We start from the raw sequence: 26,707 nt of genomic DNA on the forward strand, positions 1-26,707 counted from the left end.
TATTTCCTCAATTTCTACCGATTGATCAAACTCATAATCATCTGGGCAGTTTCAACCATGTTGGTACCGCTGTCCATACTGCATTTCTGGATATACCGGTGTGCATCTGATTCGGACATGTGATTCCGCTCCATTAACAGTTCTTTTGCCTGCTTAATCAGATCCACTTCTTCCTTACTGCGCTCCTTAGGCTGGTTTTTTGATTTTTTTCGTCTTCTGGCCAGCGTTTCCATCATCATTTCCAGAGTGCTTACAAGATCCTGGACTTTTAACGGAAGTCCTAAGCAGACCACATCTTCCGGCGCTCTTCCGGTCCACTGGCTGGGGGAAGCCACAAGAAGCATCTGCATTCCCGGAGGAAGACACTCATAGAGTTCCTGATATACCATGTCAGCAAATCTGCAGCCGCATACCACGATCCCGCTGCCCAATTCATCGGCGCTGTTGACTGCCTGGGAGCCGGAGGTGCAGACTGCGGAGACCGAAAAGCCATTTTTCATAAGAATATTTCTAATATTTTTCGCATCCTCCGCCTTGGAAAATGCCACTATCACATTGGTCAAACACTCTCACCTCCAGATAACCGTATCGGGGACACAAAAGATTAATACTTATTTAAGTATTCCTCCACTTCCCAGTCCGTTACATGGGCCCGGAACATGCGCCACTCGGCTTCTTTGGCTTCTAAATATTTGGTGAAAATATGCTCGCCTAGAACTTCTCTCATAAACTCATCCCTGCGAAATGCCTCAATGGCTTCCCCAAGCGTTCCCGGAAGCTGCTGGATTCCCTTGCTCAGGATCTCCTCACGTGGCATGGCAAATACATTGCTGTCCACACTTTCCGGCGGTGTCATTTCCTTTTCGATTCCGTCAAGACCTGCCGCCAGGCATGCAGCCAGTGCCAGATACGGATTCACAGCAGAATCCGGGCAGCGAAGCTCAATTCTGGTGCTTTCTCCCCTGGAGGATGGAATACGGATCAAAGGACTTCTGTTTGCTTTGGCAGACCATGCGATATAAACGGGAGCATCGTACCCGGGAACCAGACGCTTATAGGAATTGACCAGGGGATTGGTCAAAATCGTCATTCCCTTCATATGATGAAGAATGCCGGCAATGAACTGGTAAGCATATTTGCTTAATCCAAGTTCATCATTGGAGTCCTCAAACACATTCCGCCCGTTTAAATCGGACAGGGACATATTGATATGCATGCCGGAACCATTGACTCCTGCCTTTGGCTTTGGCATAAAGGTAGCATGAAGGCCATGACGCTTTGCAATAGCCTTTACCGCCATCTTAAAGGTCATAATATTATCTGCAGTTACAATGCCTTCTGCATATTGAAAATCAATCTCATGCTGTCCGGGTGAAATCTCATGATGGGAGGCTTCAATCATAAAGCCCATCTCTTCTAAGGATAATACCATATCCCGGCGGACATTTTCTGCCTGATCGATTGGTGCTACATCAAAATAGCTTGCTGTCTCATGGGTATGAGTGGTGGGACAGCCTTCCTCATCGGTATGAAACAGAAAGAATTCACATTCCGGGCCTGCATAAAATACGAACCCCATATCCTCAGCCTTTTTCAGTACCTTTTTCAGCACGTACCTTGGATCACCTTCAAAAGGAGTCTTATCCGGAGAGTATACGTCACACATAAGTCTTGCTACTTTTCCCTGCTGGGGGCGCCATGGAAAAATCTCAAAGGTATCCAGATCCGGATAAAGATACATATCACATTCTTCGCTTCGGATAAAGCCTTCAATGGAGGAACCATCAAACATGCAGCGGTTATCTAAAGCCTTGGAAAGCATGCTTTTGGTGATAGCGACGTTTTTCATCATACCGAAAATATCCGTAAACTGAAGACGGATAAATTCTACATCCTCTTCTTCCACAATACGGAATATGTCTTCTTTGCTATACTTGCTCATAATACAATCTCCCTTTCTTAAACCCAGATTTCCAGTAAGAAGTATTTCCAAAAAAGGGGTGGGCAAACACAGCCTTACAACAATGGACCGTCTTCGCACCACCCGCAATATGTGTAAAATATATCAGCTGGAAAAAAATTTGTCAATCTGTTTTTTCATCTTTCTTCCCATACCTTAACGCTCGAATGGCATTTAAAATGGCCAGTACAGAAACACCTACATCCCCAAATACAGCCGCCCACATGGTTGCGATTCCTAGCGCTGACAATATAAGGATAAGAACTTTTACACCAATTGCAAATACGATATTCTGCTTTACAATGACCATGGTTTTTCTGGCAATCAGAATGATGTCCGTAAGCTTTGAAGGTTCATCCGTCATAATGACCACGTCAGCTGCTTCCACCGCTGCATCAGAGCCGATGCCTCCCATTGCGATTCCCACATCTGCACGGGCGAGGACCGGTGCATCGTTGATGCCGTCACCTACAAAAGCCAGCATGGTGCCTTTTTCCTTCTTTCTTAAAAGCTCCTCCACCTTTCCGACTTTATCTCCTGGAAGCAGTCCGCCGTGAACTTCATCAAGTCCCAGCGTTTCACCGACCGCCTGACCAACCTCCTGTTTATCTCCGGTAAGCATAATAAGTTTTTTCACACCGGCTGCTTTCAGTCCCTTTAAGGCCACAGGCACATCTTCCCGGATGGTATCGGAGATGGTAATGGAGCCAAGGTAAGACTGATCTTCTGCTACATAGAGAGTGGTTCCTGCCACAGGCTCATTGCCGGAAACAGCGATCCCAAGCTGCTCCATAAGCCGTTTATTTCCAACAGAAAGACTGCGCTTTCCCTCTTCAAATAAAAGCTCCGCCCGAATGCCGTAACCGGCAACCTCCTCCACATTTCCGATCTTTGTCTGATCCACCGGTTTCCCATAAGCCTCTTTCACGGATTGGGCGATCGGATGATTGGAGTGGAACTCCCCGTACGCTGCCAGTTCAAGTAATTCTTCTTTGCTGACTGACACCGCTTCTATACCGGTTACTTTGAATTTACCTGTCGTAAGCGTACCTGTTTTATCAAATACTACGGTATCTAAGGAAGCCATGGATTCCAGATAATTGCTTCCCTTTAAAAGGATTCCCTGTCTGGACGCAGCACCAAGTCCTCCAAAAAAGCTTAAAGGCACAGATATCACCAGTGCACAGGGACAGGAAACAACAAGGAAGCTGCAGGCACGGTAGATCCAGGTACCCCAGCTGCCTCCAAAAATAAGAGGGGGGGCAACGGCTAAAATCACTGCCAGGATTACAACGGCCGGAGTATAGACTCTTGCGAACCGGGTAATGAAATTCTCCGCCTTTGCCTTTCTGGAACTGGCATTTTCCACAAGTTCTAAAATCTTTGCCACGGTGGAATCATCAAACAGCTTTGTTACCTGAATCTCAAGCACACTGTTTAAATTGATGGAACCGCTTAGCACTTCATCGCCTTCCGTTACTTCTGCAGGCATGGATTCTCCGGTTAAAGCCTTCGTATCAAGGCCGGCGGCTCCTTTGATGACGATTCCGTCCAATGGGACTTTTTCTCCCGGTCTTACTACGATAATATCTCCCACCTGAACCTCATAAGGATCCACCTGCTCCTCTTTTCCGTCTATTATAAGATTTGCATATTCGGGATTAATATCCATAAGTTCTGTAATGGATTTTCTTGATTTGTTAACTGCATAATCATTAAAGAGCTCGCCGATCTGATAAAACAGCATAACTCCCACTGCTTCTTCCATAGCACCGATGCCAATGGCACCGAACGTAGCCAGGGACATCAAAAAATTCTCATCAAAAAACTGGCCGGTTCTCATGCTGCGCAGTGCACGCAAAGGAACATCATATCCTGCTGCCAGATAAGAAATAATGAAAGGAACCAGATACCATGAATTTTTCCCTTCAAAAATCATACCGACTGCAAAAAATACAGCACTGGCTGCCAGCCTGAGTACCATCTTTTTTTGTTTCTTTGTCATAGTGGCTCCTTTGATCCTACCGAAGTATCTTAAACTCGGCTTCCGGTTCGATTTTATTTGCAATTTTTCTTGCAGCTTCCATCACCTCATCTGTCTTGTTTTCCTCAACCTCTACCGTCAGCCTTTGTGTCATAAAGCTTAAAGAAGCGCTTTCCACACCAGATAGTTTTTTAACGCCTTCTTCAATTCTGGCCGCACAGTTTGCACAGCATAAACCTTCCAGTTTAACAATCTTTTTCATAATTATTCTCTCCTTATGCCTTTATATAAATGAATTCATTACTCGTTAATGTGCTCCATTCCCTGAGCCAGAATGGTCTCAATATGCCCATCCGCCAGCGAATAAAAAACCGTCTTTCCTTCTCTTCTGAACTTCACAAGCCGCATCTGCTTTAAGACACGAAGCTGATGAGAGATGGCTGACTGCCCCATTCCGAGCAGATTTGCGATATCGCACACGCACATCTCAGACTGGCTGAGAACATAAAGGATCTTCACCCTGGTAGGATCGCCGAAAATTTTATAAAATTCCGCCAGATCAAGAAGCTCCTGTTCCTTTGGCATCGCCTTTATGACCTTGTTTACAATCCCTTCATGAATGCAGATGAAATCACATTGGTCGACTTCAGAATCTGTTATATTTTTTTTCCCGTATACTTCCATTCCACACCTCCTTTGTGATACTATTAATATATGAATAACTGTTCATATGTTTATATTATCATTTTCTTTGAAAATGTCAAGGATTTTTTCATCTACTTGACAGTAAAAATCAGCGGTGGTAAACTAAAATTCCTTTTCCATTCTATTTTCACATCTCATATTCAGGAAAAGAGAATATTAATACCACGGTAGAGTCCCCGGGACCAATTTTAAATCCCCCCGGAGAGCAGCGCCAGCAATATTTTACAGGCTGCGCTCACCGCTTGGCAAGATATTGGAATGCGTTCACCGGTTAAGACAGATTTGTTGTCCGCTGCCGGAAGGATCACGTTCAAAAATATTACTACCAGGAGGAACCAACATGATTCAAGTGGATCACATGAACAAGACTTTTAAAGTCACCAGAAGAAGCGCCGGATTTTCAGAAGCTGTGAAGGCACTTTTTCACAAAGAAGTGGAACTTATCCACGCACTATCAGACATCTCCTTTTCTATAGGAGACGGAGAAATGGTAGGCTATATCGGTCCCAACGGGGCAGGTAAAAGCTCTACCATAAAGATTCTAAGCGGCATCCTTACCCCGGATGACGGCACCTGTATCATTAACGGCCGTATCCCATGGAAGGAACGGAAAGAACATGTAAAGGACATAGGCGTTGTGTTCGGACAGCGGACCCAGCTCTGGTGGGACGTTCCCATCATAGACTCTTATGAACTTCTCCGTGACATCTACGACATTCCCCAAAAATCTTACCACGAAACTTTAAGTGAACTGACGGAACTGCTGTCTCTGGAAGAGATTTTGCGCACCCCTGCCAGACAATTATCCCTCGGCCAGAGAATGCGCTGCGAAATCGCCGCTTCACTGCTTCACAATCCGAAGATTCTTTTTTTGGATGAACCGACCATCGGCTTAGATGCTGTTTCCAAGCTGGCGGTAAGAGATTTCATCCGCAGGCAGAATACGAGGCACAATACCACCGTCCTGCTTACGACGCACGATATGCAGGATATTGAAGCTTTGGCAGACCGGGTCCTTTTAATCGGCAAAGGCCGGCTTCTTCTGGACGGAACTCTTGATGATTTGAAATCCCACAGGCCAAGCAAAGACGCAGCCTTAGATGAGATCATTGCGGCCCTTTACCGGGATTTCGAGATTTAGGAGGCTGAATATGAAAAAATACTGGTCGTTTTTCCGCATCCGTTTTATCCACGGGCTTCAGTACCGGGCAGCCGCCCTTTCCGGTATGGTCACCCAGTTTGTATGGGGCACCATGGAAATCCTTTTATTCCGCGCCTTTTATGAGGCTTCCCCGGAAAACTTTCCGATGGAATTTCAGGCTCTAACCACCTACATATGGCTTCAGCAGGCGTTTCTGGCTCTTTTCATGACATGGTTCTGGGAATCCCAGCTCTTTGAATCCATTACCACCGGGAATGTGGCTTATGAACTATGCCGTCCCGTCCGCCTTTATAACATGTGGTTTGTGAGAGGACTTGCCGTGCGCCTCTCAAAAGCAGTTCTTCGGTGCATGCCGATTCTGGTGTTCGCCTGGTTTCTTCCTGAGCCATACAGTCTATCCCTGCCAGGGGATGTGAAAATCTGGCTGCTTACCCTGTTATCCATGACTTTGGGACTGCTCTTTGTAGTGGCCTTTGGTATGGTTGTTTATATGTCCGTATTTTACACCATATCCTCCCAGGGGACCAAATTGCTCGTTACCTCCCTGTCGGAATTCTTAAGCGGTTCGGTAATCCCTCTGCCCTTCCTTCCTGGTGGTATTCGTGAATTTGTAAGCCTGCTGCCCTTTGCTTCTGCCCAGAACGTTCCTTTTCGGATCTTCGGCGGAGATTTAACAGGAACGGAGATGTATGTCAGCCTTTTTCTGCAGGTATTCTGGCTTTTTGCCTTCCTGGCCATCGGACGGGGGTTGGAGAAACTTGCTTTGAAACGAATTGTGATTCAGGGGGGCTGAAAGGAGGTACGACATGAATTCCATACGTTTATACGAAAAATATTTTCTTATTCATCTGAAAAGCATTATGCAGCACAAGGTTTCATTTTTATTGACCACCGTAGGACAATTTCTTATTTCCTTTAATATATTTCTCGGTGTTTATTTCATGATGGACCGGTTCCGGCAGGTGAAAGGGTTTACCTATGAGGAGGTGCTGCTTTGTTTTTCCATTACATTGATAGCATTTACCATAGCGGAAACCATCTTCCGAAGCCTTGACACCTTTGAAACCATTATAGGAAACGGGGAATTTGACCGGATGCTGCTGCGCCCCAGAAACTGTCTGTTTACTGTTCTGTGCAGTAAAATTGACCTTACAAGAACCGGCCGTCTGCTGCAGGCTGCCGTTATGTTTGCCTACGGAGTATCCGCCAGTTCCATTGAGTGGAACCTGGCCCGCATCGTTACTGCAGTACTTATGATCGCAGGAGGTGTGGTGGTATTTGCTTCCATCTATTTAATCTTCGCTTCCATATGTTTTTTTACACTGGAAGGGTTGGAGTTTATGAATGTATTTACAGACGGAGCACGGGAATACGGCAAATATCCCATTGGCATCTACGGCAAGACCCTGCTTACCATATGTACTTATCTGGTTCCTTTTTCCCTGTTCCAGTACTACCCGTTTTTGTATGTAACAGGAAAAGTGGAAACCCCCTGGTACGCTCTTCTTCCCGTTGCCGGTTGCCTTTTTCTCCTTCCTGCCATACTTTTATGGCGGTTCGGGCTTTCCAGATATCACTCCACCGGTTCTTGACAATGAAAATGCATAAGCGTATAATATGGTACAGATAGTTAGTTTAAGCTAACCAAGGCGGTATCATTCACCGAGAGGAGGGGCATTATGTCTGAAAAACTCAGCGGAGTCATGGAAACACTCCTGATTACGCTATACATCCGTGCAAAAGACGCAGAAACCAGCAACCCTGTCATCAATGACAAAAAAGCTGCAGAAATGGTAAAACGGATCGACTATGATTTTAAGAAATTTGACAGCGGCTTTATGTCCTATTACGGAGTTCTGGCGCGGGCAAAGACCATGGATGACCAGACAAGAGCATTTATTAAAAAGTACCCGGATTGCGTGATTGTTTCGGTTGGGTGCGGTCTTGACACCCGATTTTCAAGAGTGGATAACGGCAGAATACAGTGGTACAATCTGGATTTTCCGGAAGTAATTGCGCAGCGGGAAGTGTTCTTTGAACCCAATGAACGGGTGAAGAACATCCCTAAATCCGCCTTAGATCCCACCTGGCCTTCGGCTGTGAAAACAAATGGAAAAAAGCTGCTGATTCTTTCAGAAGGCATGATGATGTATTTAAGAGAAGATGAAGTAAAAAAGTTTCTAAAGATACTGACAGACGGATTCGACCGCTTTGAGGCACAGTTTGACCTTCTTTATAAGGGACTGGTCAACAAGGGAAAGATTCACGATACTCTGAAAAAAACAAGTGCTCAGTTTCACTGGGGAGTAAAAGACGGCAGTGAAGTGGCAGCGCTTTGTCCTGGCATCAGGCAGATTGGCCTTATTAATTTTACTAATGAGATGAAATATCTACTTCCCGGTGTTAAAAAGCTTCTCATCCCTGTTATGTACATAACGAATAACCGGCTGGGGGTCTATGCTTATAAAAAGACTTCTGAAACATAGTTTAGCCTGTGCAACCGGTACAGTTACCATAAAAATATCCCAAATAAGCGTATCGTTTCCAATGAGCGATGCGCTTATTTTTTCTTTTCTGTCTCATACCACTATTTAGAGCATTCTCCGCTCTTGCCTGCCAGATAAAAGAGCAATATCATACAAGAATATCATTGCTTTTTATGGTACACTATGTATCAGATTGCCAGGAAAGGAGGACATTTTTCTGAAACAAGAAATCCGAACGGTAAAATATGATAATGAGTTAAAGGTGGAAGCCTATCACTTTCAAGGCATTATGCAGAAATTTCCTAATCATTTTCACGAATATTATGTAATTGGTTTTATAGAAAAAGGGCGGCGGTTTTTGTCTTGCAGGAACAGGGAGTATACCATAGAGCCAGGGGATTTGCTGTTGTTTAATCCGCGTGACAATCATAGGTGTGAACAAATTGACGGGCAAACGCTGGATTACCGCTGTATCAATATCCAACCGGAAATCATGAGCCAGGCAGTCTTTGAAATAACAGGAAAAGAATCCCTGCCATATTTTGCCCCGCAGGTCATTTTTCATAGCGAATTGGTTTCCATACTTCGGGATTTACACCAGATCATTATGGAAGATGAAACGGATTTTAGAAAAGAGGAAATCTTCTTTTTCCTTCTGGAACAGCTCATGGAAGAATATACTGGACAGGCCATGCCGTCAGAGCCCTCAGAACAAAGCACAAAGGCAAAGGCAATCTGCGAATTCTTAGAAACGCACTACAAGGATAATATTACTCTTGATGACCTTTGCAATCTGACAGGACTAAGCAAATACTATCTTCTCCGCTCATTCACCAAGCAAAAAGGGATTTCTCCCTATAGTTATTTGGAAACCATACGTATCGACCATGCAAAGAAAATGCTGGAGCAAGGCATGCTGCCAATCGATGTGGCTTTCCATACAGGCTTTAACGACCAGAGCCACTTTACAAACTTTTTCAAAAAATTTATAGGGCTGACACCAAAGCAATATATGAATATTTTTAAGAATACTCACAGCTGAGTATTTATATAGAGAGGACTTTCATGGACAGAAAAAAAGAAATTACGGGACATTTATCTGCACTTATTACAATTTTCATCTGGGGTACTACTTTTATATCAACAAAGGTACTTTTAGAAGACTTTTCTCCAATAGAAATACTGTTCTTAAGATTTACAATCGGTTTTGTCGTGTTGCTTACAGTTTATCCTCACCGGATGAGAATCAAGGATAGAAAACAAGAATTATATTTTGCTGCTGCCGGTTTATGTGGTATTACACTGTATTATCTGCTTGAGAACATTGCCTTGACCTATACATTTGCTTCTAATGTAGGGATCGTTCTTTCTATAGCACCGTTTTTTACTGCTATTTTCGCCCACTTCTTTTTAGCTGGTGAAAAACTCAGGCCACAATTCTTTACAGGCTTTGGGGCTGCGGCTGCTGGAATCTTTCTCATTAGTTTTAACGGAAGCAGCAACCTGCAATTAAATCCCCTGGGAGATATCTTAGCCGTTACCGCTTCTATGGTATGGGCAGCCTATTCTATTCTGACAAAGAAAATCAGCAGTTTTCATTATAATACCATCCAATCGACCCGAAGGATATTCTTTTATGGACTTGTGTTTATGATACCTGCCTTGCTTATATTTGGGTTCAAACCAGATGTCAGTCGGATGGTTCAGCCACTGAATCTGTTTCACATCCTATTCCTGGGACTGGGTGCATCTGCCCTGTGCTTTGTTACATGGAATTTTGCAGTTAAACTATTGGGCGCAGTAAAAACCAGCGTTTATATTTACATCGTCCCTGTCATAACCGTGGTCACTTCTGTCATTGTGCTCAAAGAGACCATTACCGGAATTGGGATATTTGGAATTTTACTTACTTTAACAGGATTATTTCTATCAGAGCTTAAAACCTCTTCAAAACAACGGAAACTTTAAAAATGACCGGGCAAACACCGGCAGCAAAATCCACCAGGCGACAGAAATGGCGTAGCTTCGTATGCTACGCCACACTTTATTGAACCATCCTTTGATTAAAACAGAATTTAAAGCAACCGTTAATATCCAAAAGAACACTTGCAGCTTTTTACCGGATCATCGCTCCGTCTGTGCCAAAAGCATAAGTCTTCCCGTCTATTTCCAAGGACGTATCATGAACCATGATTCCATCTTCATCAAAATAATACCATGCATCTCCCACTTCAACCCATCCGGTCTGCTTTAAGTAATTTCTCGTATAATACCGTTTTCCGTCAATCGTCTTCCAGCCCTCAGCCGAAATAAGACTGCTGTAATCCTGGAAGGCAAATTCGATCGTCACATCCCCATCGATCCCGTCCACTCTTCCCTGGTCCGTACATTGCCAGATGGTGCGGTTCTTACAGTCATTGATACTTCCATATCTGGCATACCAGACATCATATGGGATCTGATTCATATCAATGTGATAAGTGAGCCATTTGTTATTGGCATATACGATAGGCCGGTAACCGGCATCCGCAATGATCTTGCAGAAAGCATTGATATTGTCCGTAATCTGCTGTCTGGTAAGATGATTGTCCAGAAGGTATTTCGACTCCACATCATAGGCGATCGGGTAAGATATGGGATAATCCTTTACTTCCTGAAGCACATATTCTGCTTCCTGCTCTGCAGTCTGGGTATCCAGAGCCTGGGTATAGAAAAATACCCCTGTCTTTAAGCCGCTTTTTGCCGCATTCGTCATGTTGACAGAATAATAGGGATCTTTGTCATTTAAATAGCCGAGCCGGATCATGGCAAAGGATACTCCGGATCTTTTTACCCGGTCCCAGTCAATGCCGCCTCCGGCTTCATTCTGACGGTTCTGATATTTTGATACTGTAATTCCTTTTTCCAGTGCACCGGCAATGGGCTGGCCGGATGCATCCACATATTTTCCATTTTCCAGGTTCCACGCTTCCCCTGAAAATCCATTCATAGGCGTCGCCATCATTGCAGAACTAATAAAGCCAACAATGATACCTGCGGCAATTTTCACTCTTATGTTCATGATATGATTTCCTCCAAACACAGCTTTTTCACGGCTTTTCATCAGGTTCCTTCCGGAACACATTGATGTCGTGGATCAATGTCTTTACGCTGTCAAAAAACAAGTCAAAAGCCCCGAATTCATATAAATTAAGAATCAGCATGCCAACGGGCACTGCCAAAATCATTCCTGCGATCCCGCTTATTTTAAATCCAAGATACAAAAACAGCAAGGTCATAAAAGGATCTAGTCCCATGGTATCGCCTACAATCTTCGGCTGTATGACCTGCCTGATTACCAGGGTCAGCACATAAATGGCAATCAGTCCAAAACCAAAAGCGAACTCTCCGGAAACCATGCGCACCAACGCCCATGGAATCAAAATCGTACCGGTACCGATTATGGGCAGAAAATCAAGGACCGCTACGAGCACGGCAAGCAATAGAGCATAATCCACTCCCAGAACCAGAAATCCAATTCCCAGAACAGCTGCCATGATAAACATGATCTTAAACTGGGCAACAAAATAGCCCCCAACCAGATGCCTCACATCTTTTTTCAGATAGCGGTAATATCTGGTTCCGCCCTCCGGTATATAACGATGTATGATTTCCATCATCTTATCTCTGTCCACAATGAACAGATAGGAAGAAAAAATCGTAACAATCGTATAAACTAAGGCCGCCGGTATGCTTTTTACCACATTTCCTGCTGCCATAACCGTAGGAGAGGCGATTTTTTGCACCGCTACATTTAAATATTGTTCCATATGGGAGAAAAACTGATTCACCGAATCCTGAATCCCTATCGGTAAAAACTGCATAATTCCCTGTACGTTTAACAGAATCTTTTGAATTTCCACCCAGGCCGCTTCGTAATACTGGGGAATATCTCCCACAAATCCAATGGTTTCATAAACCAGCTTGGACACAAGGAAGTAAAGCGCCGCTATAATGAGAGAGAGCACAGTTACCACAATCAGTACAGAACTGTGTTTCCTGACGATCTTTAAGCGTTTTTCAAGAAAGCGCACCAATGGATTGGCTATGGCTGCTATGACCCAGCCAATCACAAACGGCAGAAAAAATCTCAACAATCTTGGTCCCCATACACAGATCAAGTATAAGAACAGAATGGGTATCACAATATTAAGTATCAGTTTTAAATACTTTTTCACATATTCCATTTCCATCACCTGTTTTTATTATACTATCCCAAAAGCTTCCTGACAAATGAATTAATTCGAAAGAAAACCCTCTAAAAATCCAAAAAATTCCTTCATCTCCTCATCGGTACCAATCGAAATCCGCAGATGATTGTCGAGCCTTGGCTGATTAAAATAGCGGACATATATGTGGTTCTCGCGAAGAGCCTTATATATCTCTTCCGCCTTACGTTCCCTGTGAGATGCAAAAATAAAATTCGCCATGGAATCCGGGAAAGAAAAGCCCAATTCTTTCAGCCTTCCCTTGGTTTCTTCCCTGGTTTTTACAATTCGTCCAATACTTTCCTTAAAATACCGGTCATCTTTTACCGCCTCCACGCCCGATCTTAAAGAAGGCATGTTCATGGTATAGGAATTGTAGGAGTACTTTACATCATTGACCGACTGTATCAAATTCTGATGTCCAATGGCATATCCAATCCTCATGCCCGCTAAGGAACGGGATTTGCTAAAGGTCTGTACCACCAGAAGATTCTCATATTTTCGCGTGAGCTTCACTGCACTTTCTCCGCCAAAATCAATATATGCTTCATCAACGATCACCACAGAATTCTGATTTCGGGCAATAATATCCTCTACTTCTTCCAGCGGAAGCAGCAGACCGGTGGGAGCATTGGGATTCGGAAATATGATCCCCCCATTTGCCTTGTAATAATCTTCCTTATGAATGCAGAAATTATCATCAAGGACCGGTGTTTCATAAGGTATGTGAAACAGCTCCGCCCAAACCTTATAGAAAGAATAGCTTACGTCCGGAAAAAGTATAGGCAGCTCTGAATTGAAAAAGGTCATAAAAGCCATTGCGATCACATCATCAGATCCCACACCCACAAAGATCTCATTCTCATTGACCTGATAATATTCCGAAAGGACCTTTATAAGCTCATTGGAAGTCGGATCTGGATATTTGCGAAACTGGTCATAGTCCATCTCTTTTAAAGCCTGTCTCACCCCCGGAGCCGGGGGATACGGATTTTCATTGGTGTTGAGTTTGATCAGATTATCGCCTTTTGGCTGTTCTCCCGGCACATAAGGAGCAACCCTCCGTATATTTTTTTCCCAGGGCCTCATTCCTTTTCCCCCTTCTTCTCCAGAAGTCCGTAAGCTTCCCCTATTTTTTTAAATGCAGGAAGAGAACGGACAATCTGGTCATAAGAAACACAGTATGCGATCCGAACGTAGCCCGGACATGCAAAGGAACTTCCCGGAACCACCAGCACCCGGTATTCCTTGCAGTAGTTACAGAATTCCTTATCATCCACCGGAGCTTTAACAAACATATAAAAAGCCCCCTGTGGCTTAATACACTCAAATCCATATTCTGTAAGACTGCTGTAAAGAAGCTCCCGGTTTCTGTTATAGGCTTCCAGATTCACCTGTTCATCCACACAGCGCATGACCACTCTCTGCATCAGGGAAGGCGCATTGACACACCCCAGCACGCGGTTTGAGATGGCTGCTGCAGCAATTACATTCTGTGAGTCATCGACTTCATCAGGAATCACAAGATAACCGATTCTCTCTCCCGGCAGAGATAGGGATTTACTATAGGAATAGCATACAAAGGTATTGTGGTAAAGTGGTGTCACATAAGGAATCTCTGCTCCGTCATATGCAAGTTCTCTGTATGGCTCATCCGAAATCAGTACGATGGATTTACCAAATTCTTTTTCCTTCTTTTCCATAATTCCGGCGATCTTTTTAAGAGTCTCTAAGGAATAGATGACTCCGGTAGGATTGTTGGGCGTATTGATAATAACGGCTTTTGTCTTTTCCGTGATCCGCCGCTCAAATTCTTCAAGGTCAGGATAAAAGGTCCTGGTATCCGGAGGCACAGTCACAAGCACACCGTCATAGTTTCTTACATAAGAGCCATATTCCATAAAGTAAGGGGCAAATACCACCACCTCATCTCCCGGATCCAGTATGGTTTTTAATATTACATTCATACCGCTGGCGGCTCCAACTGTCATAAGAATATTTTCCAGATGAAAATGAGTCCCAAATCTCCGGTTCAAGGAACCAGCGATCACATCTCTTACGTCCTCGTACCCTGCATTGCTCATATAGCCGTGAATCAGAGTCGTCTCCTCTTCTTTTACAATGTCCAGTATGGCTTTATTGACTGCTTCCGGAGCGGGTACATTGGGATTTCCCAGACTGAAATCATATACATTCTCCCGGCCATGAAGCAAAGCCATCTTCTTTCCTTCTTCAAACATGGCACGGATTGCGGAATTGTTTTCTACAAGGGGTCTCATCCTGTCTGCTATCATAATCTTATTCCTTCCTTTATCCTGAAATGGTTTTATGGGAATTATATCACAAGTGCAGGGAACGGTCTATTGCATTTTAGCACTTTCTCACGTTAAAGTTCGGAATTATCCATAAAAAAACATCTAGCAGCTTTGCAGCAGCTTTCTATATCCCTGTCTTCCATGGAAATCATGGAATATGCAGCACGTACCGGCAAAAAGATCTTTCTCTCTTCCGCAGACATTTCCTGGTTCATATTCTCAACAATCCGCTTTTTTTTATTCTCCATATCCTCTTTCCGGATATTTTTACAAAGCACCATGACTTCATAGCCGCCATTCAAGCAGAAGATATCATCCTGGCGAAAGAACCGTTTCAGACGCTCCACCTGCTTTACAAACAGTGTTTTCGGACCCTTACCATCTTCGATCCCCTGTTTTTTCGGCCGGCTCAGTAAAAAAAGAACCAGCGCAGACGTCTGGAACCTGCGGCGTCCCAGGAACTCATTCATCATGGCAACAGCCAGCGGACGGTCCGGAAGGCCGCCTACAGGATTAGAATTTTCCTGGCAGGAAAGCCTTTCCCCATCGTCTATATGAAACATCACTCCATAGAGGGTGTTCTGATCCCTTGCCGACAATCTGAAATTACACAATACCCTTATATAGCCATGCTTTGTCAAGACCCGGCACTGAGTATCCCACATAGTTTTTCCCGGTTTTAGTTCCTGTATCATGGTAAATATATTTTCCCGTTCATCCGCGTGGATCATATCCGCAAAATTCTCCTGAAACTGGACAGAAAGATCTTCTTTTGTATATTCGATGATTTCATGAAAACGGGTGCTGGTATACTGGAGTTTCATGTCTGCGGTCCTGCTGCAGCGGAAATATCCTCCCGGTGTTCCCGAACTCAAAAACTCAAGTTCATCTTCCTTATTACCAAGAATCTCTACCGTATGTTTCAGCTTCTGTTCGGCAAGGACAGTATCTGTAACATCCATACATGCACTTACAACTGCCATCCTTCCATCTTCCGCCTGTATCCAGCGGCCTTTGGTCATAATCCACAAAAAGCTTCCGTCCCGTTTCCTGATCCGGTGGCGGAAATTATATTCCATGCCAGGAGAACCGCAGCGCAAGACCTCTTCCCGAATGAGCTCCTTGTCATCCGGGTGGATGATATCAATAATCCTTCCGCCAATATCCCTTGTAAACATCTCGTAAGTGTCATAACCCATTAAATGAAGCATCTCATGATTGGCAAAATACAAAGGAAGGTCTTCTTCGCAATATATTCCCAAAAGCCCTCCGGGGGCTGCCTGGGCAAAGATAGCACTGGCGGCCCACTGGTTTTCCTCTGCAATATTATCAAAGGAGAGCTTTCTTCCTGCAAGCCTCATGACTTCGCCTAAAATCTTCTGGGAATCCTCCAGTTTCTTTCTCTGCTCCATCTGCTCCGTGGCATCTCTGACCGTTCCGTAATAAAGGCGCCTTTCATCCTGTTCCCGTAAAAAAAACACACGCAGATGGACCCACATAAGCTCTCCGCTTAACCGGTAGCGCCTGAAGATTCCTTCCGCCCCGTGAAGCGGATTCTTATATGCATTTTCAAAGATATGGAGCACCCAGTCCATATCATCTTTATAGACCTTGTGCATCAAAAATCCTCTGCGCTCTCCCATATCCACCGGATTATCCCCGGTAATCCGGTAATATTCTTCATTGACCCGAAGAATCTCGCAGTTGTCCTCATGGACCTCATAAAGAGCGATGGCTCCCAGCATATGATTCATCATTGTCTCACTGGTAAGGTTTTCATTAAACAGATCCTCCAGTTTCAGCTGCTTCATCTGCCGGGCTTGTATTCCCCTGTAATCTAAATTGCTGTCATTTTTTAAAAGTTCCTCAATCTCTGTCACAGACATTGGTTTATAATAATAATAGCCCTGTCCGTATATACAGCCAATATTGATCAGAAAATCCGCCTGCGCCTTTTCTTCGATTCCTTCTGCAACCACCTTAAACTGCATGACTCTGGCCATCCTTACAATGGTCTCCAGAATTCCCATTCCCCGTCTCATGCTGTTTTCGTTCATATCCAGGAATTTGGTATCGATTTTTATAACATCCACGTTTACATCCCTGAGCATGTTAAGAGAAGAATAGCCGCTTCCAAAGTCATCCATAAATACCGGAAATCCGGCCTTCCGCAATTCCTCCACAACGTTTCGGATCAGTTCATAATCTTCTGCATAAGCACTTTCCGTAATTTCAATTTCCAGATATCTGGGCTCGATCTCATACTGTTCCACCAGCTGTTTGAACTTTTCCACCACATTGATGCCGTAGATATCCATACGGGACATATTGACAGAGACCGGTATTGGATGGCATCCTGCCTTTTTCCAGGCGCTCAGCTGACGGCACACCATTTCCCATATATAGATATCCAGATAGGTGATAAAACCGTTCCGCTCCAGAAGCGGAATGAACTCACCAGGAGAAATTAATCCCCGGACCGGATGCTTCCAACGGACAAGGGACTCCATACCAATGATCTTTCCTGTCAGCATGTTGCACTGAGGCTGGGCATAAAAGATAAACTCCTGATTCTCAAGCGCCCTTTGGATCTCTGATAAAAGAACCTGATCGTTCTCCATCTTCTGCTTCATTCCCGGATCATACCAGCCAATCCGCTTTGCATAGTTGCCTTTTATTGAATTCAATGCAATAATTGCCCGGTCATACATGGTACTGACTGAAAGATACCGGTTGTTAATAAAGAAAACACCAAAAGCCGGAAGAAATCCCGCATTGCCGCCATACTGTCTTGCATAGCAGTTGATCTGCTCCTCCAGCTCTTTTAGCAGAGAACAGTCATCAGGCAGAATAATAACGAAATCATCGCCTCCCATATAGCCGGCTATGGATTCAAAGCTGCTTTCCATCTCTTTTAAATGGTCGCTGATCTTTATCAGGAACCGGTCACCTTCTTTCTCGCCATACCATTCATTATAGAGTTTAAAATGCTCAATATCAATGGCAACCATAAAATAGGATTTTTCCGGCTTCCTCTCCAGGAATCTTCTGGCTTTTTCAAAAAAAGGGCCGTACCGGAGAAGTCCTGTTAAGGAATCCGTCTCTTCCCTCTTTTCCTGCTGGATCTTCTGTTCTTCCTCCTTCCTTTTTAAGCTGTCTATGTCCTGGACATAACACATGATGATGGGATCGTCACAGTCGCCGCTGCGAAACAGGACTGCCGCCAGACTGATCCAGCGGTAGCTGCCGTCTAACAGCTGCTTACGGAATTCCCCTTTCATGATTCTGCCATTGGCGGATAATCGATCGAGAAGACTTGTCCCCTCCCAAAATTTCATAAACTCTTCCCTGTCCTCCGGATGAATCATGGCTTCTGAAACCTCTGTATACATTTGATCCAGCGGTCCTTCCAGAGCAGGCATTTTAAATTTGTCTTTTTCATAAAAAAGAATCTTATATGTATTGGATATCAGATCAAGTTCAAACAACTCATCGTATACGGTATTATCTGTCAGATTATAAAACAAATTTCTATCCTGTTCCCCCACAGGCCAAAACATGATCAGCCTGCTTCCCTGGTAACCGGGCCAGTCAATCAGGCCGGAGGATAGATTCAGCCACAGCCCGGAGGCAGCATCGTAAAATATCGAATGTCCGGAATCCTTATCAAACTCCGTACAGACCCTACAGAGTCCAGAACCTTTTCCCGGTTCTTCCAAACAGCTCATTCCTGTTTCCAGATCGGGATAATATGATTTTGCCATATCATTCATATAAATGATCCTGTATTCCTGGTCAATGATATAGATACCGGCCTCTCCATTATCAGCCGACATTTTGTTCATACATTTCCGCCTCTCCTGCATTTCATTAACTACGCACCTACTAAATGATTGTAATATTATAGTATGAAAACGATGTTTCCGTCAACAGATTCGCAATTGGATGGATCAGTATTTTTATGCAATATTTTTTTATATTATTCATATTTTTTTGGATTTATAAGAAAAATCTGAACAAATATATTAAAAAAAATCAGCTGCATGCAGATGGAATTTTTCATCTCACTCTGCAAACAGCCGGTTTAAGGATTTCTGAATCTATTTTCGTTACATGGCACTACTGGAGCGCTTTCAACTGCTCAGTCAGTTCATGGGAAAGCGAGAACCTTCCTACATACCCTACTTCTCCTGTCATCAGAACATTGCCGTCTTCTTCAATCTCCACTTCCAGGACTCCACCAGGCATATGCACATACATCTTCGGGTCCGTCAGGCCCATCCGGTAAGCAGCACCTGCTGCCGCACAGCCGCTGGTCCCGGAAGCAAGTGTATATCCGGCGCCCCGTTCATAGATTTCTATTTCAATATTGGTCCGGTCCACTACCTTCAAAAGCTGGGTATTGATCTTTTCCGGAAAATACTCGGCGGATTCCGAATACTTCCCGATCCGGCATACCAGTTCTTTTGAAATGTCGTTCAGCCAGATTACACAATGAGGATTTCCTATGTTTACACAGGTCACCCGGTAAGGAATGCTGCCAAACATCATTGTCTCATTTAGCACTTCTCTTCTCGGTCCTGTAACGGGAATCTCGTCGCTGTAAAAGCTTAATTTCCCCATGGAGACTTTGATTCTGGTCCCCTCTTCATTTAAGTACTGCAGCGTCTGCTGCCCGCTTAAGGTATTGATGATAAACCGGTTCTTCTGTACATATCCGGCATCTTTTAAATACTTGCCAAAAATACGGACTCCATTGCCGCTGATTTCTGCTTCACTTCCGTCCGGGTTTAAAATCCTTACCTCCAGCTTATCCTGGCCAAGAATAGGGCCAACCAAAAGACCGTCAGAGCCCACACCAAAATTCCGGTTACAGATCAGACGGATGTTTTCTTCGGTCAGCTTCAAATCATTTTTATTGGGATCAAAAATAAGATAATCATTCCCCAGTCCGTGGTATTTTTCCAAAGTTATATTCATGATAAAACTCCTTTCCCGTGATTGACAATATCATTACATAGGTCTGCGCATGAATAACAAGTCCCTTTATGTTTTATTGGATATAAGTGGTATACCATCATTATATACAGCACATTTTATCACTTCTACCAATATAATGCTTTTTATATTGCAAATAGTGTTGTATTATAAAAGAAAGAACATGGAGGGAGAAGACACCTATGGACAACTATGAAAAGCGGGGATATTTAAACAGTGATTTTAAGCTGTTTCATATCCTTGACACAAAAAGGCAGGATTTTGAGTACCACTACCATGATTTCGATAAAATCATCATTTTTATTCAGGGAAACGTGACCTACCGGATCGAAGGCTGTGCCTATCAGTTGGAGCCCTATGATATTTTACTGGTAAACCATAACGATATCCATAAGCCGGACATTGACCCATCGGTACCTTATGAGAGAATCATCGTTTACTTATCTCCCGGTTTTTTACAGGCGTATCAGTCAGACACCTATGATTTGAGTGCCTGCTTTAAAAAATCAAAAGAACTTCATTCTCATGTACTCAGACTTCACTCCATGGAAAAAAGCAGTTTGTACCGCACTCTCACAGATCTGGAATACGCCTGCACTCATGACGGTTATGCCAGAGATTTATACTGTCAGGTAGTCTTTCTGGAATTCATGATTCAGCTGAACAGGGCTTCCCTGACAAATCTTGTAAAGTATTTACCGCCGGTGACCGGTGACCGCAGAATATTAGCTGTCATGGATTATATTAACAGCCACTTAATAGAAGATATGACTGTTGATGCTATCGCAGAATCCTGTTACATCAGCAGATACCATTTGATGCACTTATTTAAGAACGAGACTGGTTACACTCTTTTCGACTATATCACGGAAAAACGGCTGCTGCTGGCAAGAGATCTTTTAAAAACCGGGCGCTCCGTCACCGAAGTCTGCTTTCAAAGCGGCTTTAAAAATTACTCCACGTTTTCCAGAGCTTACAAAAAACATTTTCATATTTCGCCTTCTGAGACAATAAAAGAAAATCCTCCCATTTGAAAGTCCTTAACGGGAGGATTTTTAACTCCGGCAACACAGAGATCTGCGTTGCTGTCACTATTTATCTTTCTTAAGAATAAGGGTTGAAAAACGTTCCAGTTCCTCCCCTTCTGTTCCATAAATGACCTTATAGCCGTCCTGCGGCAAAGCCAGCTTCACGGTCTGCCGGTTAAAGTTTTGTATGATCAGGTATTTGGCCTTACCGGATTCTCTTGTTGTTACTTCAATGCCCTCGGGGATAAAAGGAAGCGGCTTTTCCATGTGCTCCGCTTTCAGGACAGCCTCCATCAAATCCGCATAAAAGCCTTCCTCCATATCCGCACATACATAATACATTTTTCCTTTTCCGTATTTGTTACAGGTCAAGACCGGAAGTCCCTTGTAAAAATCTCTTTCATACGTCATAAGAACTTCTGCGCTTGAAACCTTTACTAATTCACACAGATTCCGGCAGGTATATTTTTTATTCAGAAAAAGCGAGTTACTGTCCATAGGAACCGCAGCATTTTCCTCTTCATCATAAAGTCCGTCGATTTCTGTTCTTCTAAGCCCTAATACATCGGTAATATTCCCTGGAGTCTCTCCTAAAAAGCAGCGGTCCGTATCGTCTGCGACCCCGGACCAGAAAGTCATAACTGCCGTCCCTCCATGCTCCACAAACCTCCTTATCTTATTCTCGACTCCCGCCCGGAACAGATAAAGCATGGGAATCATTAAAATACGGTAATCAGAAAACTCATCCTCCATATCAATGACATCGGTATCCAATCCCTGCTTTCTAAGAGCCCCATACATTTTGTCCGCCGTTTCCTTGTAGGGCAGCCCGCAGTTTCTCGGTCCCTGGGCATCCATAAGTGCCCATCTGTTTTCCGTATCATAGACCAGTGCAGCCTTTGGCTTTTGAACTGTATTTCTCAATTCAGCCAGGTCAGAAAGCGTATCCCCCACCTGACAGACCTCCTTAAAGATCCTTGTGTCCTCTCCTCCATAATGATCGATTACCGCCCCATGAAGTTTTTCAGACGCTCCCCGGCTCTGACGCATTTGAAAATACAGTGCTCCATCGGAGCCATGGGCAATGGCCTGCAAGGATGCCGCGTGAAGGATTCCCGGCTTTCGTAATTTGCTTACCTCCTGCCAATTGGTTGAGGACGGGGAGGACTCCATCATAAGAAACGGCTTTTTTAGTAAGCTGCGCATAAAATCGTGCTGCATGGCTGTCTCTCTTGCTGTTTCTATCTCCGGCTTTCTATGCCATTCCGGATAACTGTCCCAGGAAGCAATATCTAGCACCTCCTTAAACTTTCTGTAATTCAGGCCCCCATAATCTCCCATAAAGTTGGCAGTAACCGGCTTATCACAGCCGCCTTCCCGGATTGCCTGTTTTTCCATCCGGGCAAAATCTACGGTCTGGGAGGTAACGAACCTTTTCCAGTCTAAATTCAGTGCATGCAAAAGCATTTCCCCTTTGGGAGAAGGGCTTTCCACCTGTTCAAAGCTCTGGTAAGTATGGCTCCAGAAAGCGGTGGACCATCTGCGGTTCAATTCCTCAATCGTTTTATAACGCGCTTTTAACCACTGCCTGAATTTAGCCTGGCACAACGGGCAATGACAATCTCCCCCATATTCATTGGAAAGGTGTATCAGCAAAACCCCTGGATGATTCCCCACTTCCTTTGCAAGAAGCCGGTTGATATCATAAACCTTTTTGCGGTACACCAAAGAAGTATAGCAATGATTATGGCGGGAGCCGAAAAGTGCCCTCTCCCGGTTTTCATTCACCCGCAGAACTTCCGGGTAGCTTTTGGCAAGCCACTGGGGTCTTGCTCCTGATGGAGTACCAAGAATCGTATATATCCCGTGTTTGTACATTTTATCGACTATTTTTAAAAGCCATTCAAGCTGGTACGTTCCTTCCTCCGGCTCCAGGAAACTCCAGGAAAACATCCCTAAGGTGATTACATTTATTTTTGCTTTTAAGAATAACTCCAGATCTTTTTTAAGAATTTCCGGCGAATCCAGCCATTGCTCCGGATTGTAATCACCGCCATGAAGCAGCTGATCCAATCCGATTTCCGCATTTTTCTCCATATTTATCTCCCTATTTTTCAAATTCATTGCCCCCATTTGAACCGCTATCTTGTAGAATCCTTAATCAGCACATTATAGCCCAGGATAATTTTATTATAATCCGCATTACCATGGATAGCATCGAACAGTTTTTTTGAAGCGACTCCGCCAATTTCTCTGATGTCGAATTCCAGACAGGTGACAGGCGGATAACAGTTTGCCAGCAGCCTGCCGCCATAACAGGATACAACCTTAACATCCCCGGGAATCTTTACGTGATTTTTATTCAGCGCATTGATAACTCCCAAACAGATATTATCATCGAGACAAAGAATACATTCCACGCCTTTTTTTAATAGCTTTGCAACGTCCTTTTCCACGATGGAGGGGTAGACCGCACCCGTATAGAGTAAGCTTTCATCCATAAAAATTCCGGCTTCCTCGTATGCAGCAAAGATTCCCCTTAAACGGTTCTGGGTGACTATATGTCCTGCATCCCCGCAGATACAGGCGATTTTTTTAATATTCATACGCAAAAGAACGGAGGTCAAATCTCTGCAGCCTCCTTCCTGGTCAAAATCCACCTGTATGACCTGATCCTCAGCCCAGCTGCCGATCACTACAAACGGAATCTTCTGCTGCTGCAAATACCGTATTCCCAAATCCCCTTCTATGGTTCTGGTAAATATTGCCCCATCTATCTTTTGCTGTTCAACCAACGGCTTTAAGTTCTGGATATTGGTTGCAGTAGCCTTAACAACAAGTACACCATATCCCCATGCGGAGAAACTGTCGTATACGCTTAGTAAAATCTCCTGAAAATAAGGCAGCATTGCATGGCCTTCCTCTCCAGGCAAAAGCACGCAGATGTTTTTGGACTTTTTCCCCGTTTTTTTTATTGTATTTGGAACATACTGATTTTTCTCTAAAAACTGAAATACCTTATCTCTGGTTTCTTTGCTGATCCGGCCCTTTCCCGAAATAGCCCGTGATACAGTTGTAGGAGACAGATCTAACCGCTCTGCAATTTCCTGTATTGTAATTTTCCTGCCTGTATTGCCGTTTCCATACCGTAATCGCATAATTACCTCCTGATTTCTTTCGTTTTTTATTGATACCATTATACCTGTTTTCGGGTCCGGAAAGAAGATAATTATGGACGATCTGTCACTTTATTTTAATCCCATACGCTGTAAATAATCTTCATACTGTCTTTTTAACTCATCGTTCACTTTGTCAATTCCTGCATCAGACAGCTTTTTTTGAAAACCGGCAAACTCTTTCTCTGTGTTGTCACCATAGATGCCTAATGCAAAGCTTTGCTTATATTCTTCAACAATTGATTTGATTACGGTATATTCCGTTTCCACATTTTTAGGATCAAAGGTAAAACCTGCTACCTGAGGGTGATACTCATGGTCCGTCATTATTTTTGAAATCGCCACCTGCCTTTCATCCAGTCCATCTTCCTCAGGTTCATCCTCCCGGTTTAAGGCCCAGGCCCAGTTATTCCAGGTATAATTCTTTGATTCAGCCAGCTTGGCATGGGTTCCGACTTCTGTCAGCTTATAATGAGTTCCTTCGATTCCTCCAAGCAGCAAACGGTTCAAATTCACATCACTTTTCATATAATCAAGTACAAGCGCCGCTCTTTGCTGGTCCTTTGACTTGGTCGTAATTGCAATTGCATCTGTTGCGTAACTGGAGCGGCTTCTAAGTGCATCAGGTGTCAGATCATATACTGCGTATGTGCCAATGCCTGCATCCTCTAAATTCTTCCCCGCCTGGAACACGCTGGTATTCCATGCAAAGGAACCGGAAGTTCCGTTTTCAAAATATGCCTGGGCATCCGTTGTATCATTGATTGCATCCGTTGACCAGAAGCCTCTTTTTGCGAAATCCGCCATCTCCCTGCAGTATTCAAGATTCAAATCAGAACCATAGAAATAAAAGATATCCGAGGCAGCCGGTGCATCTTCCTTACCATGGTGATAGTACATCCAGTCATATCCTTCCGTAAGACCCTGGATTCCTTTTGTCTGAAGGAAAACCGTAAGCAACTGTTCACGATTTGCGTTGGTATTAAGAGGCACTACGCCGGTTTCTCCCTTTATCGCTGCCAATTCCTCCAGATATTTCTGGTAATTGTCCCAGCTGTCCGGTACCGTTAAATTATATTTATCGATCAGGTCCTGACGCACGGCCACAACCTTATATGCAGTGAACGTGGCCTTTGCCTTTGGCACAGCATATATCTTTCCGTCAATTGAAATCTGGCTCCAGCTTTCTTTTGGCTGCTGCTCATAAGTATAAGGCATGTATTCTTTTAAGAAATCTTCTGTCAGCTCCTTAAACGCTCCCTTTGCTGCCTCTTCATTATAATAACACCAGCCCGCCGTATAGATTAAATCCACCGGTTCACCGCCGGAAAGCAAAAGCGTATACTTCGTCGCATAATCACTCCAGTTCAAAAACTTTATTTCAACCGTTGTATTTAAATTAGGTTCAAAATAATCAGCGTTTGCCTGATCCACGACCTTTTGCAAGTCTGTCGGCTCATCTCCCAGGGCATACATGATGATTGTTTTTCTTTTTGACAGGTCATAGCCCTTTCCGGCATACGGACTATCACTTGCTATCTGAACAGAGCCTGTGCTGTCTGCTCCGTTATTTAATGCTTCCTCTGCATTTTTTCCTGAACTGCATCCTGCAAGAGCAGCAGCCGTTATGCAAGCAAGGAAAAACGTAAAAAACCATCTTACTTTCTGTTTCATTATGATGCCTCCATAATCTTTCTTTTTTATACCATTCAAGCACCTGTTCCCAGTGCCAGATCCATCGTTAAAGCAATCAGCCTTTCACCGCTCCAATTGTAAGCCCCTTTACAAAATACTTCTGTAAAAACGGATAAAGCAATATGATCGGTCCGGTTGCAATTACAGTCATTGCAAACTTTAGCCCTTCAGACGGAAGCTGCCCGACCTGCATTCCCGTTTGTGCTGCAACACGTTTCAGCGCATTTGCACTGTTTAAAATGTTCTGTAAGGTATACTGCAGATTCCAGTTATCACTGGTGCTCATAAACAGCATACAATTATACCAGTCATTCCAGTAGGACAAAGCGATAAAGAGAGTCAGTGTTGCAACCAGTGGCTTTGCCATCGGCAATATTACCTTGTAAAAGATAAAAAAGTCTCCTGCTCCGTCAATTTTAGCAGCCTCTGTCATCTCAAAAGGAATCCCTTTCATAAAGCTTTTTGCAATAATCATATTCCAGACTGAAAATAGCCCCGGAATGATCAGAGAATAAATATGATTGCTGAAATTCAAATATTTTGTGCAAAGCAAATACCATGGAACAAGACCGCCGCTAAAGAGCGTCGTAAAGAAAAAGAAAAACGAAACCCCGTTTCTCCACGGAAAATCAGGCCTTGACAGCACATATCCGGTCATTGCAGTAAAAAAGATAGACAGGGCTGTTCCGGTTACAGTTACAAAAATAGTTACTGCATAAGCATTGCGGATGCTCTCCGGGTTTTTCAATGCCATTTTGTATGCATCCAGGGAGAACTTTTTTCCTGAAACAAAAAATTGATATCCTTCTGTAATAATTGTATTTTCTTTTGTTACTGATCCCACAATAATCAAATAAAAAGGTATCAAACAGGCAAGAGCAAAAATACCAACGAATATGTATGCAATCAGATTAAATACCATCATATCTGTTCCTTTTTTTACTTTCATTC

The 26,707-nt window shown here is 43.8% G+C and carries 22 protein-coding genes; 7 read left to right on the forward strand and 15 right to left on the reverse strand.

The features are described 5' to 3' along the window. Positions 1 to 14: 14 nt before the first annotated feature. The 5 genes from ACLTWA_RS05290 to ACLTWA_RS05310 form a co-directional block, all read right to left on the reverse strand. The gene (locus ACLTWA_RS05290; RefSeq protein WP_412326527.1) at positions 15 to 563 is read right to left on the reverse strand and encodes an ANTAR domain-containing response regulator; all 549 of its coding nucleotides are present in this window, start codon (positions 561 to 563) and stop codon (positions 15 to 17) included. A 41-nt stretch (positions 564 to 604) separates the two neighbouring features. Beyond that, positions 605 to 1,942, reverse strand: coding sequence for a type I glutamate--ammonia ligase (glnA, locus tag ACLTWA_RS05295; RefSeq protein WP_412326528.1), 1,338 nt, complete (start codon positions 1,940 to 1,942; stop codon positions 605 to 607). Between the two features lie 142 nt (positions 1,943 to 2,084). After that, the gene (locus tag ACLTWA_RS05300; protein WP_412326530.1) at positions 2,085 to 3,965 is read right to left on the reverse strand and encodes a heavy metal translocating P-type ATPase; all 1,881 of its coding nucleotides are present in this window, start codon (positions 3,963 to 3,965) and stop codon (positions 2,085 to 2,087) included. Positions 3,966 to 3,981: 16 nt separating this feature from the next. Beyond that, positions 3,982 to 4,206, reverse strand: a complete 225-nt coding sequence (locus ACLTWA_RS05305) for a cation transporter (protein ID WP_412326531.1) — start codon at positions 4,204 to 4,206, stop codon at positions 3,982 to 3,984. Between the two features lie 38 nt (positions 4,207 to 4,244). Then, positions 4,245 to 4,628 (reverse strand): ArsR/SmtB family transcription factor, encoded by a 384-nt coding sequence (locus ACLTWA_RS05310; protein ID WP_412326532.1) that lies wholly within the window; start codon positions 4,626 to 4,628, stop codon positions 4,245 to 4,247. A gap of 361 nt (positions 4,629 to 4,989) precedes the next feature. Here ACLTWA_RS05310 and ACLTWA_RS05315 point away from each other — a divergent pair, with 361 nt between their 5' ends. The 6 genes from ACLTWA_RS05315 (at position 4,990) to ACLTWA_RS05340 (ending at position 10,265) form a co-directional block, all read left to right on the forward strand. Then, entirely contained in the window at positions 4,990 to 5,790 is an 801-nt protein-coding gene (locus ACLTWA_RS05315; RefSeq protein ID WP_412326534.1) for an ATP-binding cassette domain-containing protein, read from the forward strand. Between the two features lie 10 nt (positions 5,791 to 5,800). Beyond that, a complete protein-coding gene (locus tag ACLTWA_RS05320; RefSeq protein ID WP_412326535.1) occupies positions 5,801 to 6,604 on the forward strand; it encodes an ABC transporter permease in 804 nt (267 codons plus the stop codon). A gap of 13 nt (positions 6,605 to 6,617) precedes the next feature. Next, the gene (locus ACLTWA_RS05325) at positions 6,618 to 7,403 is read left to right on the forward strand and encodes an ABC transporter permease (protein ID WP_412326536.1); all 786 of its coding nucleotides are present in this window, start codon (positions 6,618 to 6,620) and stop codon (positions 7,401 to 7,403) included. Between the two features lie 87 nt (positions 7,404 to 7,490). After that, positions 7,491 to 8,297: a class I SAM-dependent methyltransferase gene (locus ACLTWA_RS05330; protein ID WP_412326537.1), complete on the forward strand. Its 807-nt coding sequence runs from the start codon at positions 7,491 to 7,493 to the stop codon at positions 8,295 to 8,297. A 211-nt stretch (positions 8,298 to 8,508) separates the two neighbouring features. Beyond that, positions 8,509 to 9,339: an AraC family ligand binding domain-containing protein gene (locus ACLTWA_RS05335; protein ID WP_412327186.1), complete on the forward strand. Its 831-nt coding sequence runs from the start codon at positions 8,509 to 8,511 to the stop codon at positions 9,337 to 9,339. A 23-nt stretch (positions 9,340 to 9,362) separates the two neighbouring features. Next, complete coding sequence (locus tag ACLTWA_RS05340; protein ID WP_412326538.1) at positions 9,363 to 10,265, forward strand: DMT family transporter; 903 nt, start codon at positions 9,363 to 9,365, stop codon at positions 10,263 to 10,265. A gap of 148 nt (positions 10,266 to 10,413) precedes the next feature. Here ACLTWA_RS05340 and ACLTWA_RS05345 read toward each other — a convergent pair whose 3' ends face one another. From ACLTWA_RS05345 to dapF, 6 genes are all read right to left on the reverse strand, one after another. Next, positions 10,414 to 11,358: a GH25 family lysozyme gene (locus ACLTWA_RS05345; RefSeq protein ID WP_412326539.1), complete on the reverse strand. Its 945-nt coding sequence runs from the start codon at positions 11,356 to 11,358 to the stop codon at positions 10,414 to 10,416. Positions 11,359 to 11,386: 28 nt separating this feature from the next. Beyond that, positions 11,387 to 12,523: a sporulation integral membrane protein YtvI gene (ytvI, locus tag ACLTWA_RS05350; protein WP_412326540.1), complete on the reverse strand. Its 1,137-nt coding sequence runs from the start codon at positions 12,521 to 12,523 to the stop codon at positions 11,387 to 11,389. Between the two features lie 51 nt (positions 12,524 to 12,574). Continuing rightward, positions 12,575 to 13,633: a histidinol-phosphate transaminase gene (gene hisC, locus ACLTWA_RS05355; RefSeq protein WP_412326541.1), complete on the reverse strand. Its 1,059-nt coding sequence runs from the start codon at positions 13,631 to 13,633 to the stop codon at positions 12,575 to 12,577. Further along, the gene (locus ACLTWA_RS05360) at positions 13,630 to 14,838 is read right to left on the reverse strand and encodes a pyridoxal phosphate-dependent aminotransferase (RefSeq protein WP_412326542.1); all 1,209 of its coding nucleotides are present in this window, start codon (positions 14,836 to 14,838) and stop codon (positions 13,630 to 13,632) included. Before ACLTWA_RS05360 ends, hisC begins: the two co-directional genes overlap by 4 nt. 92 nt (positions 14,839 to 14,930) lie before the next feature. Beyond that, a complete protein-coding gene (locus tag ACLTWA_RS05365; RefSeq protein ID WP_412326543.1) occupies positions 14,931 to 18,704 on the reverse strand; it encodes an EAL domain-containing protein in 3,774 nt (1,257 codons plus the stop codon). 274 nt (positions 18,705 to 18,978) lie between these two features. Then, positions 18,979 to 19,839, reverse strand: a complete 861-nt coding sequence (gene dapF, locus ACLTWA_RS05370; protein ID WP_412326544.1) for a diaminopimelate epimerase — start codon at positions 19,837 to 19,839, stop codon at positions 18,979 to 18,981. Positions 19,840 to 20,039: 200 nt separating this feature from the next. On the opposite strand from dapF, the gene ACLTWA_RS05375 reads away from it, so the two are divergent. Continuing rightward, positions 20,040 to 20,891, forward strand: coding sequence for a helix-turn-helix domain-containing protein (locus tag ACLTWA_RS05375; RefSeq protein WP_412326545.1), 852 nt, complete (start codon positions 20,040 to 20,042; stop codon positions 20,889 to 20,891). 57 nt (positions 20,892 to 20,948) lie between these two features. On the opposite strand, the gene ACLTWA_RS05380 is transcribed toward ACLTWA_RS05375, so the two are convergent. From ACLTWA_RS05380 to ACLTWA_RS05395, 4 genes are all read right to left on the reverse strand, one after another. Next, on the reverse strand, positions 20,949 to 22,982 hold the full coding sequence (locus ACLTWA_RS05380; RefSeq protein ID WP_412326546.1) for a beta-galactosidase: 2,034 nt from the start codon (positions 22,980 to 22,982) through the stop codon (positions 20,949 to 20,951). A 44-nt stretch (positions 22,983 to 23,026) separates the two neighbouring features. After that, complete coding sequence (locus ACLTWA_RS05385) at positions 23,027 to 24,043, reverse strand: LacI family DNA-binding transcriptional regulator (protein ID WP_412326547.1); 1,017 nt, start codon at positions 24,041 to 24,043, stop codon at positions 23,027 to 23,029. A gap of 90 nt (positions 24,044 to 24,133) precedes the next feature. Then, positions 24,134 to 25,735 carry an ABC transporter substrate-binding protein gene (locus ACLTWA_RS05390; protein ID WP_412326548.1) on the reverse strand — a complete coding sequence of 534 codons (1,602 nt, stop codon included), beginning with the start codon at positions 25,733 to 25,735 and terminating at the stop codon, positions 24,134 to 24,136. A gap of 76 nt (positions 25,736 to 25,811) precedes the next feature. Next, a complete protein-coding gene (locus ACLTWA_RS05395) occupies positions 25,812 to 26,705 on the reverse strand; it encodes a carbohydrate ABC transporter permease (RefSeq protein ID WP_412326549.1) in 894 nt (297 codons plus the stop codon). Between the last annotated feature and the right edge of the window lie 2 nt (positions 26,706 to 26,707).

Origin of the sequence: Lacrimispora sp. (assembly GCF_046972725.1) — a bacterium.
Lineage (GTDB): Bacteria > Bacillota > Clostridia > Lachnospirales > Lachnospiraceae > Lacrimispora.

Excerpts from the sequence above, each read along its gene's own strand:
- ACLTWA_RS05310 (WP_412326532.1), bottom strand. The coding sequence starts at position 4,628 with ATGGAAGTATACGGGAAAAAAAATATAACAGATTCTGAAGTCGACCAA.
- ACLTWA_RS05305 (WP_412326531.1), bottom strand. The coding sequence starts at position 4,206 with ATGAAAAAGATTGTTAAACTGGAAGGTTTATGCTGTGCAAACTGTGCG.
- ACLTWA_RS05385 (WP_412326547.1), bottom strand. The coding sequence starts at position 24,043 with ATGCGATTACGGTATGGAAACGGCAATACAGGCAGGAAAATTACAATA.
- ACLTWA_RS05315 (WP_412326534.1), top strand. The coding sequence starts at position 4,990 with ATGATTCAAGTGGATCACATGAACAAGACTTTTAAAGTCACCAGAAGA.
- ACLTWA_RS05330 (WP_412326537.1), top strand. The coding sequence starts at position 7,491 with ATGTCTGAAAAACTCAGCGGAGTCATGGAAACACTCCTGATTACGCTA.
- ACLTWA_RS05320 (WP_412326535.1), top strand. The coding sequence starts at position 5,801 with ATGAAAAAATACTGGTCGTTTTTCCGCATCCGTTTTATCCACGGGCTT.
- ACLTWA_RS05325 (WP_412326536.1), top strand. The coding sequence starts at position 6,618 with ATGAATTCCATACGTTTATACGAAAAATATTTTCTTATTCATCTGAAA.
- ACLTWA_RS05390 (WP_412326548.1), bottom strand. The coding sequence starts at position 25,735 with ATGAAACAGAAAGTAAGATGGTTTTTTACGTTTTTCCTTGCTTGCATA.
- ACLTWA_RS05395 (WP_412326549.1), bottom strand. The coding sequence starts at position 26,705 with ATGAAAGTAAAAAAAGGAACAGATATGATGGTATTTAATCTGATTGCA.
- hisC (WP_412326541.1), bottom strand. The coding sequence starts at position 13,633 with ATGAGGCCCTGGGAAAAAAATATACGGAGGGTTGCTCCTTATGTGCCG.
- ytvI (WP_412326540.1), bottom strand. The coding sequence starts at position 12,523 with ATGGAATATGTGAAAAAGTATTTAAAACTGATACTTAATATTGTGATA.
- ACLTWA_RS05365 (WP_412326543.1), bottom strand. The coding sequence starts at position 18,704 with ATGAACAAAATGTCGGCTGATAATGGAGAGGCCGGTATCTATATCATT.
- ACLTWA_RS05340 (WP_412326538.1), top strand. The coding sequence starts at position 9,363 with ATGGACAGAAAAAAAGAAATTACGGGACATTTATCTGCACTTATTACA.
- ACLTWA_RS05375 (WP_412326545.1), top strand. The coding sequence starts at position 20,040 with ATGGACAACTATGAAAAGCGGGGATATTTAAACAGTGATTTTAAGCTG.
- glnA (WP_412326528.1), bottom strand. The coding sequence starts at position 1,942 with ATGAGCAAGTATAGCAAAGAAGACATATTCCGTATTGTGGAAGAAGAG.
- dapF (WP_412326544.1), bottom strand. The coding sequence starts at position 19,839 with ATGAATATAACTTTGGAAAAATACCACGGACTGGGGAATGATTATCTT.
- ACLTWA_RS05380 (WP_412326546.1), bottom strand. The coding sequence starts at position 22,982 with ATGGAGAAAAATGCGGAAATCGGATTGGATCAGCTGCTTCATGGCGGT.
- ACLTWA_RS05345 (WP_412326539.1), bottom strand. The coding sequence starts at position 11,358 with ATGAACATAAGAGTGAAAATTGCCGCAGGTATCATTGTTGGCTTTATT.
- ACLTWA_RS05360 (WP_412326542.1), bottom strand. The coding sequence starts at position 14,838 with ATGATAGCAGACAGGATGAGACCCCTTGTAGAAAACAATTCCGCAATC.
- ACLTWA_RS05300 (WP_412326530.1), bottom strand. The coding sequence starts at position 3,965 with ATGACAAAGAAACAAAAAAAGATGGTACTCAGGCTGGCAGCCAGTGCT.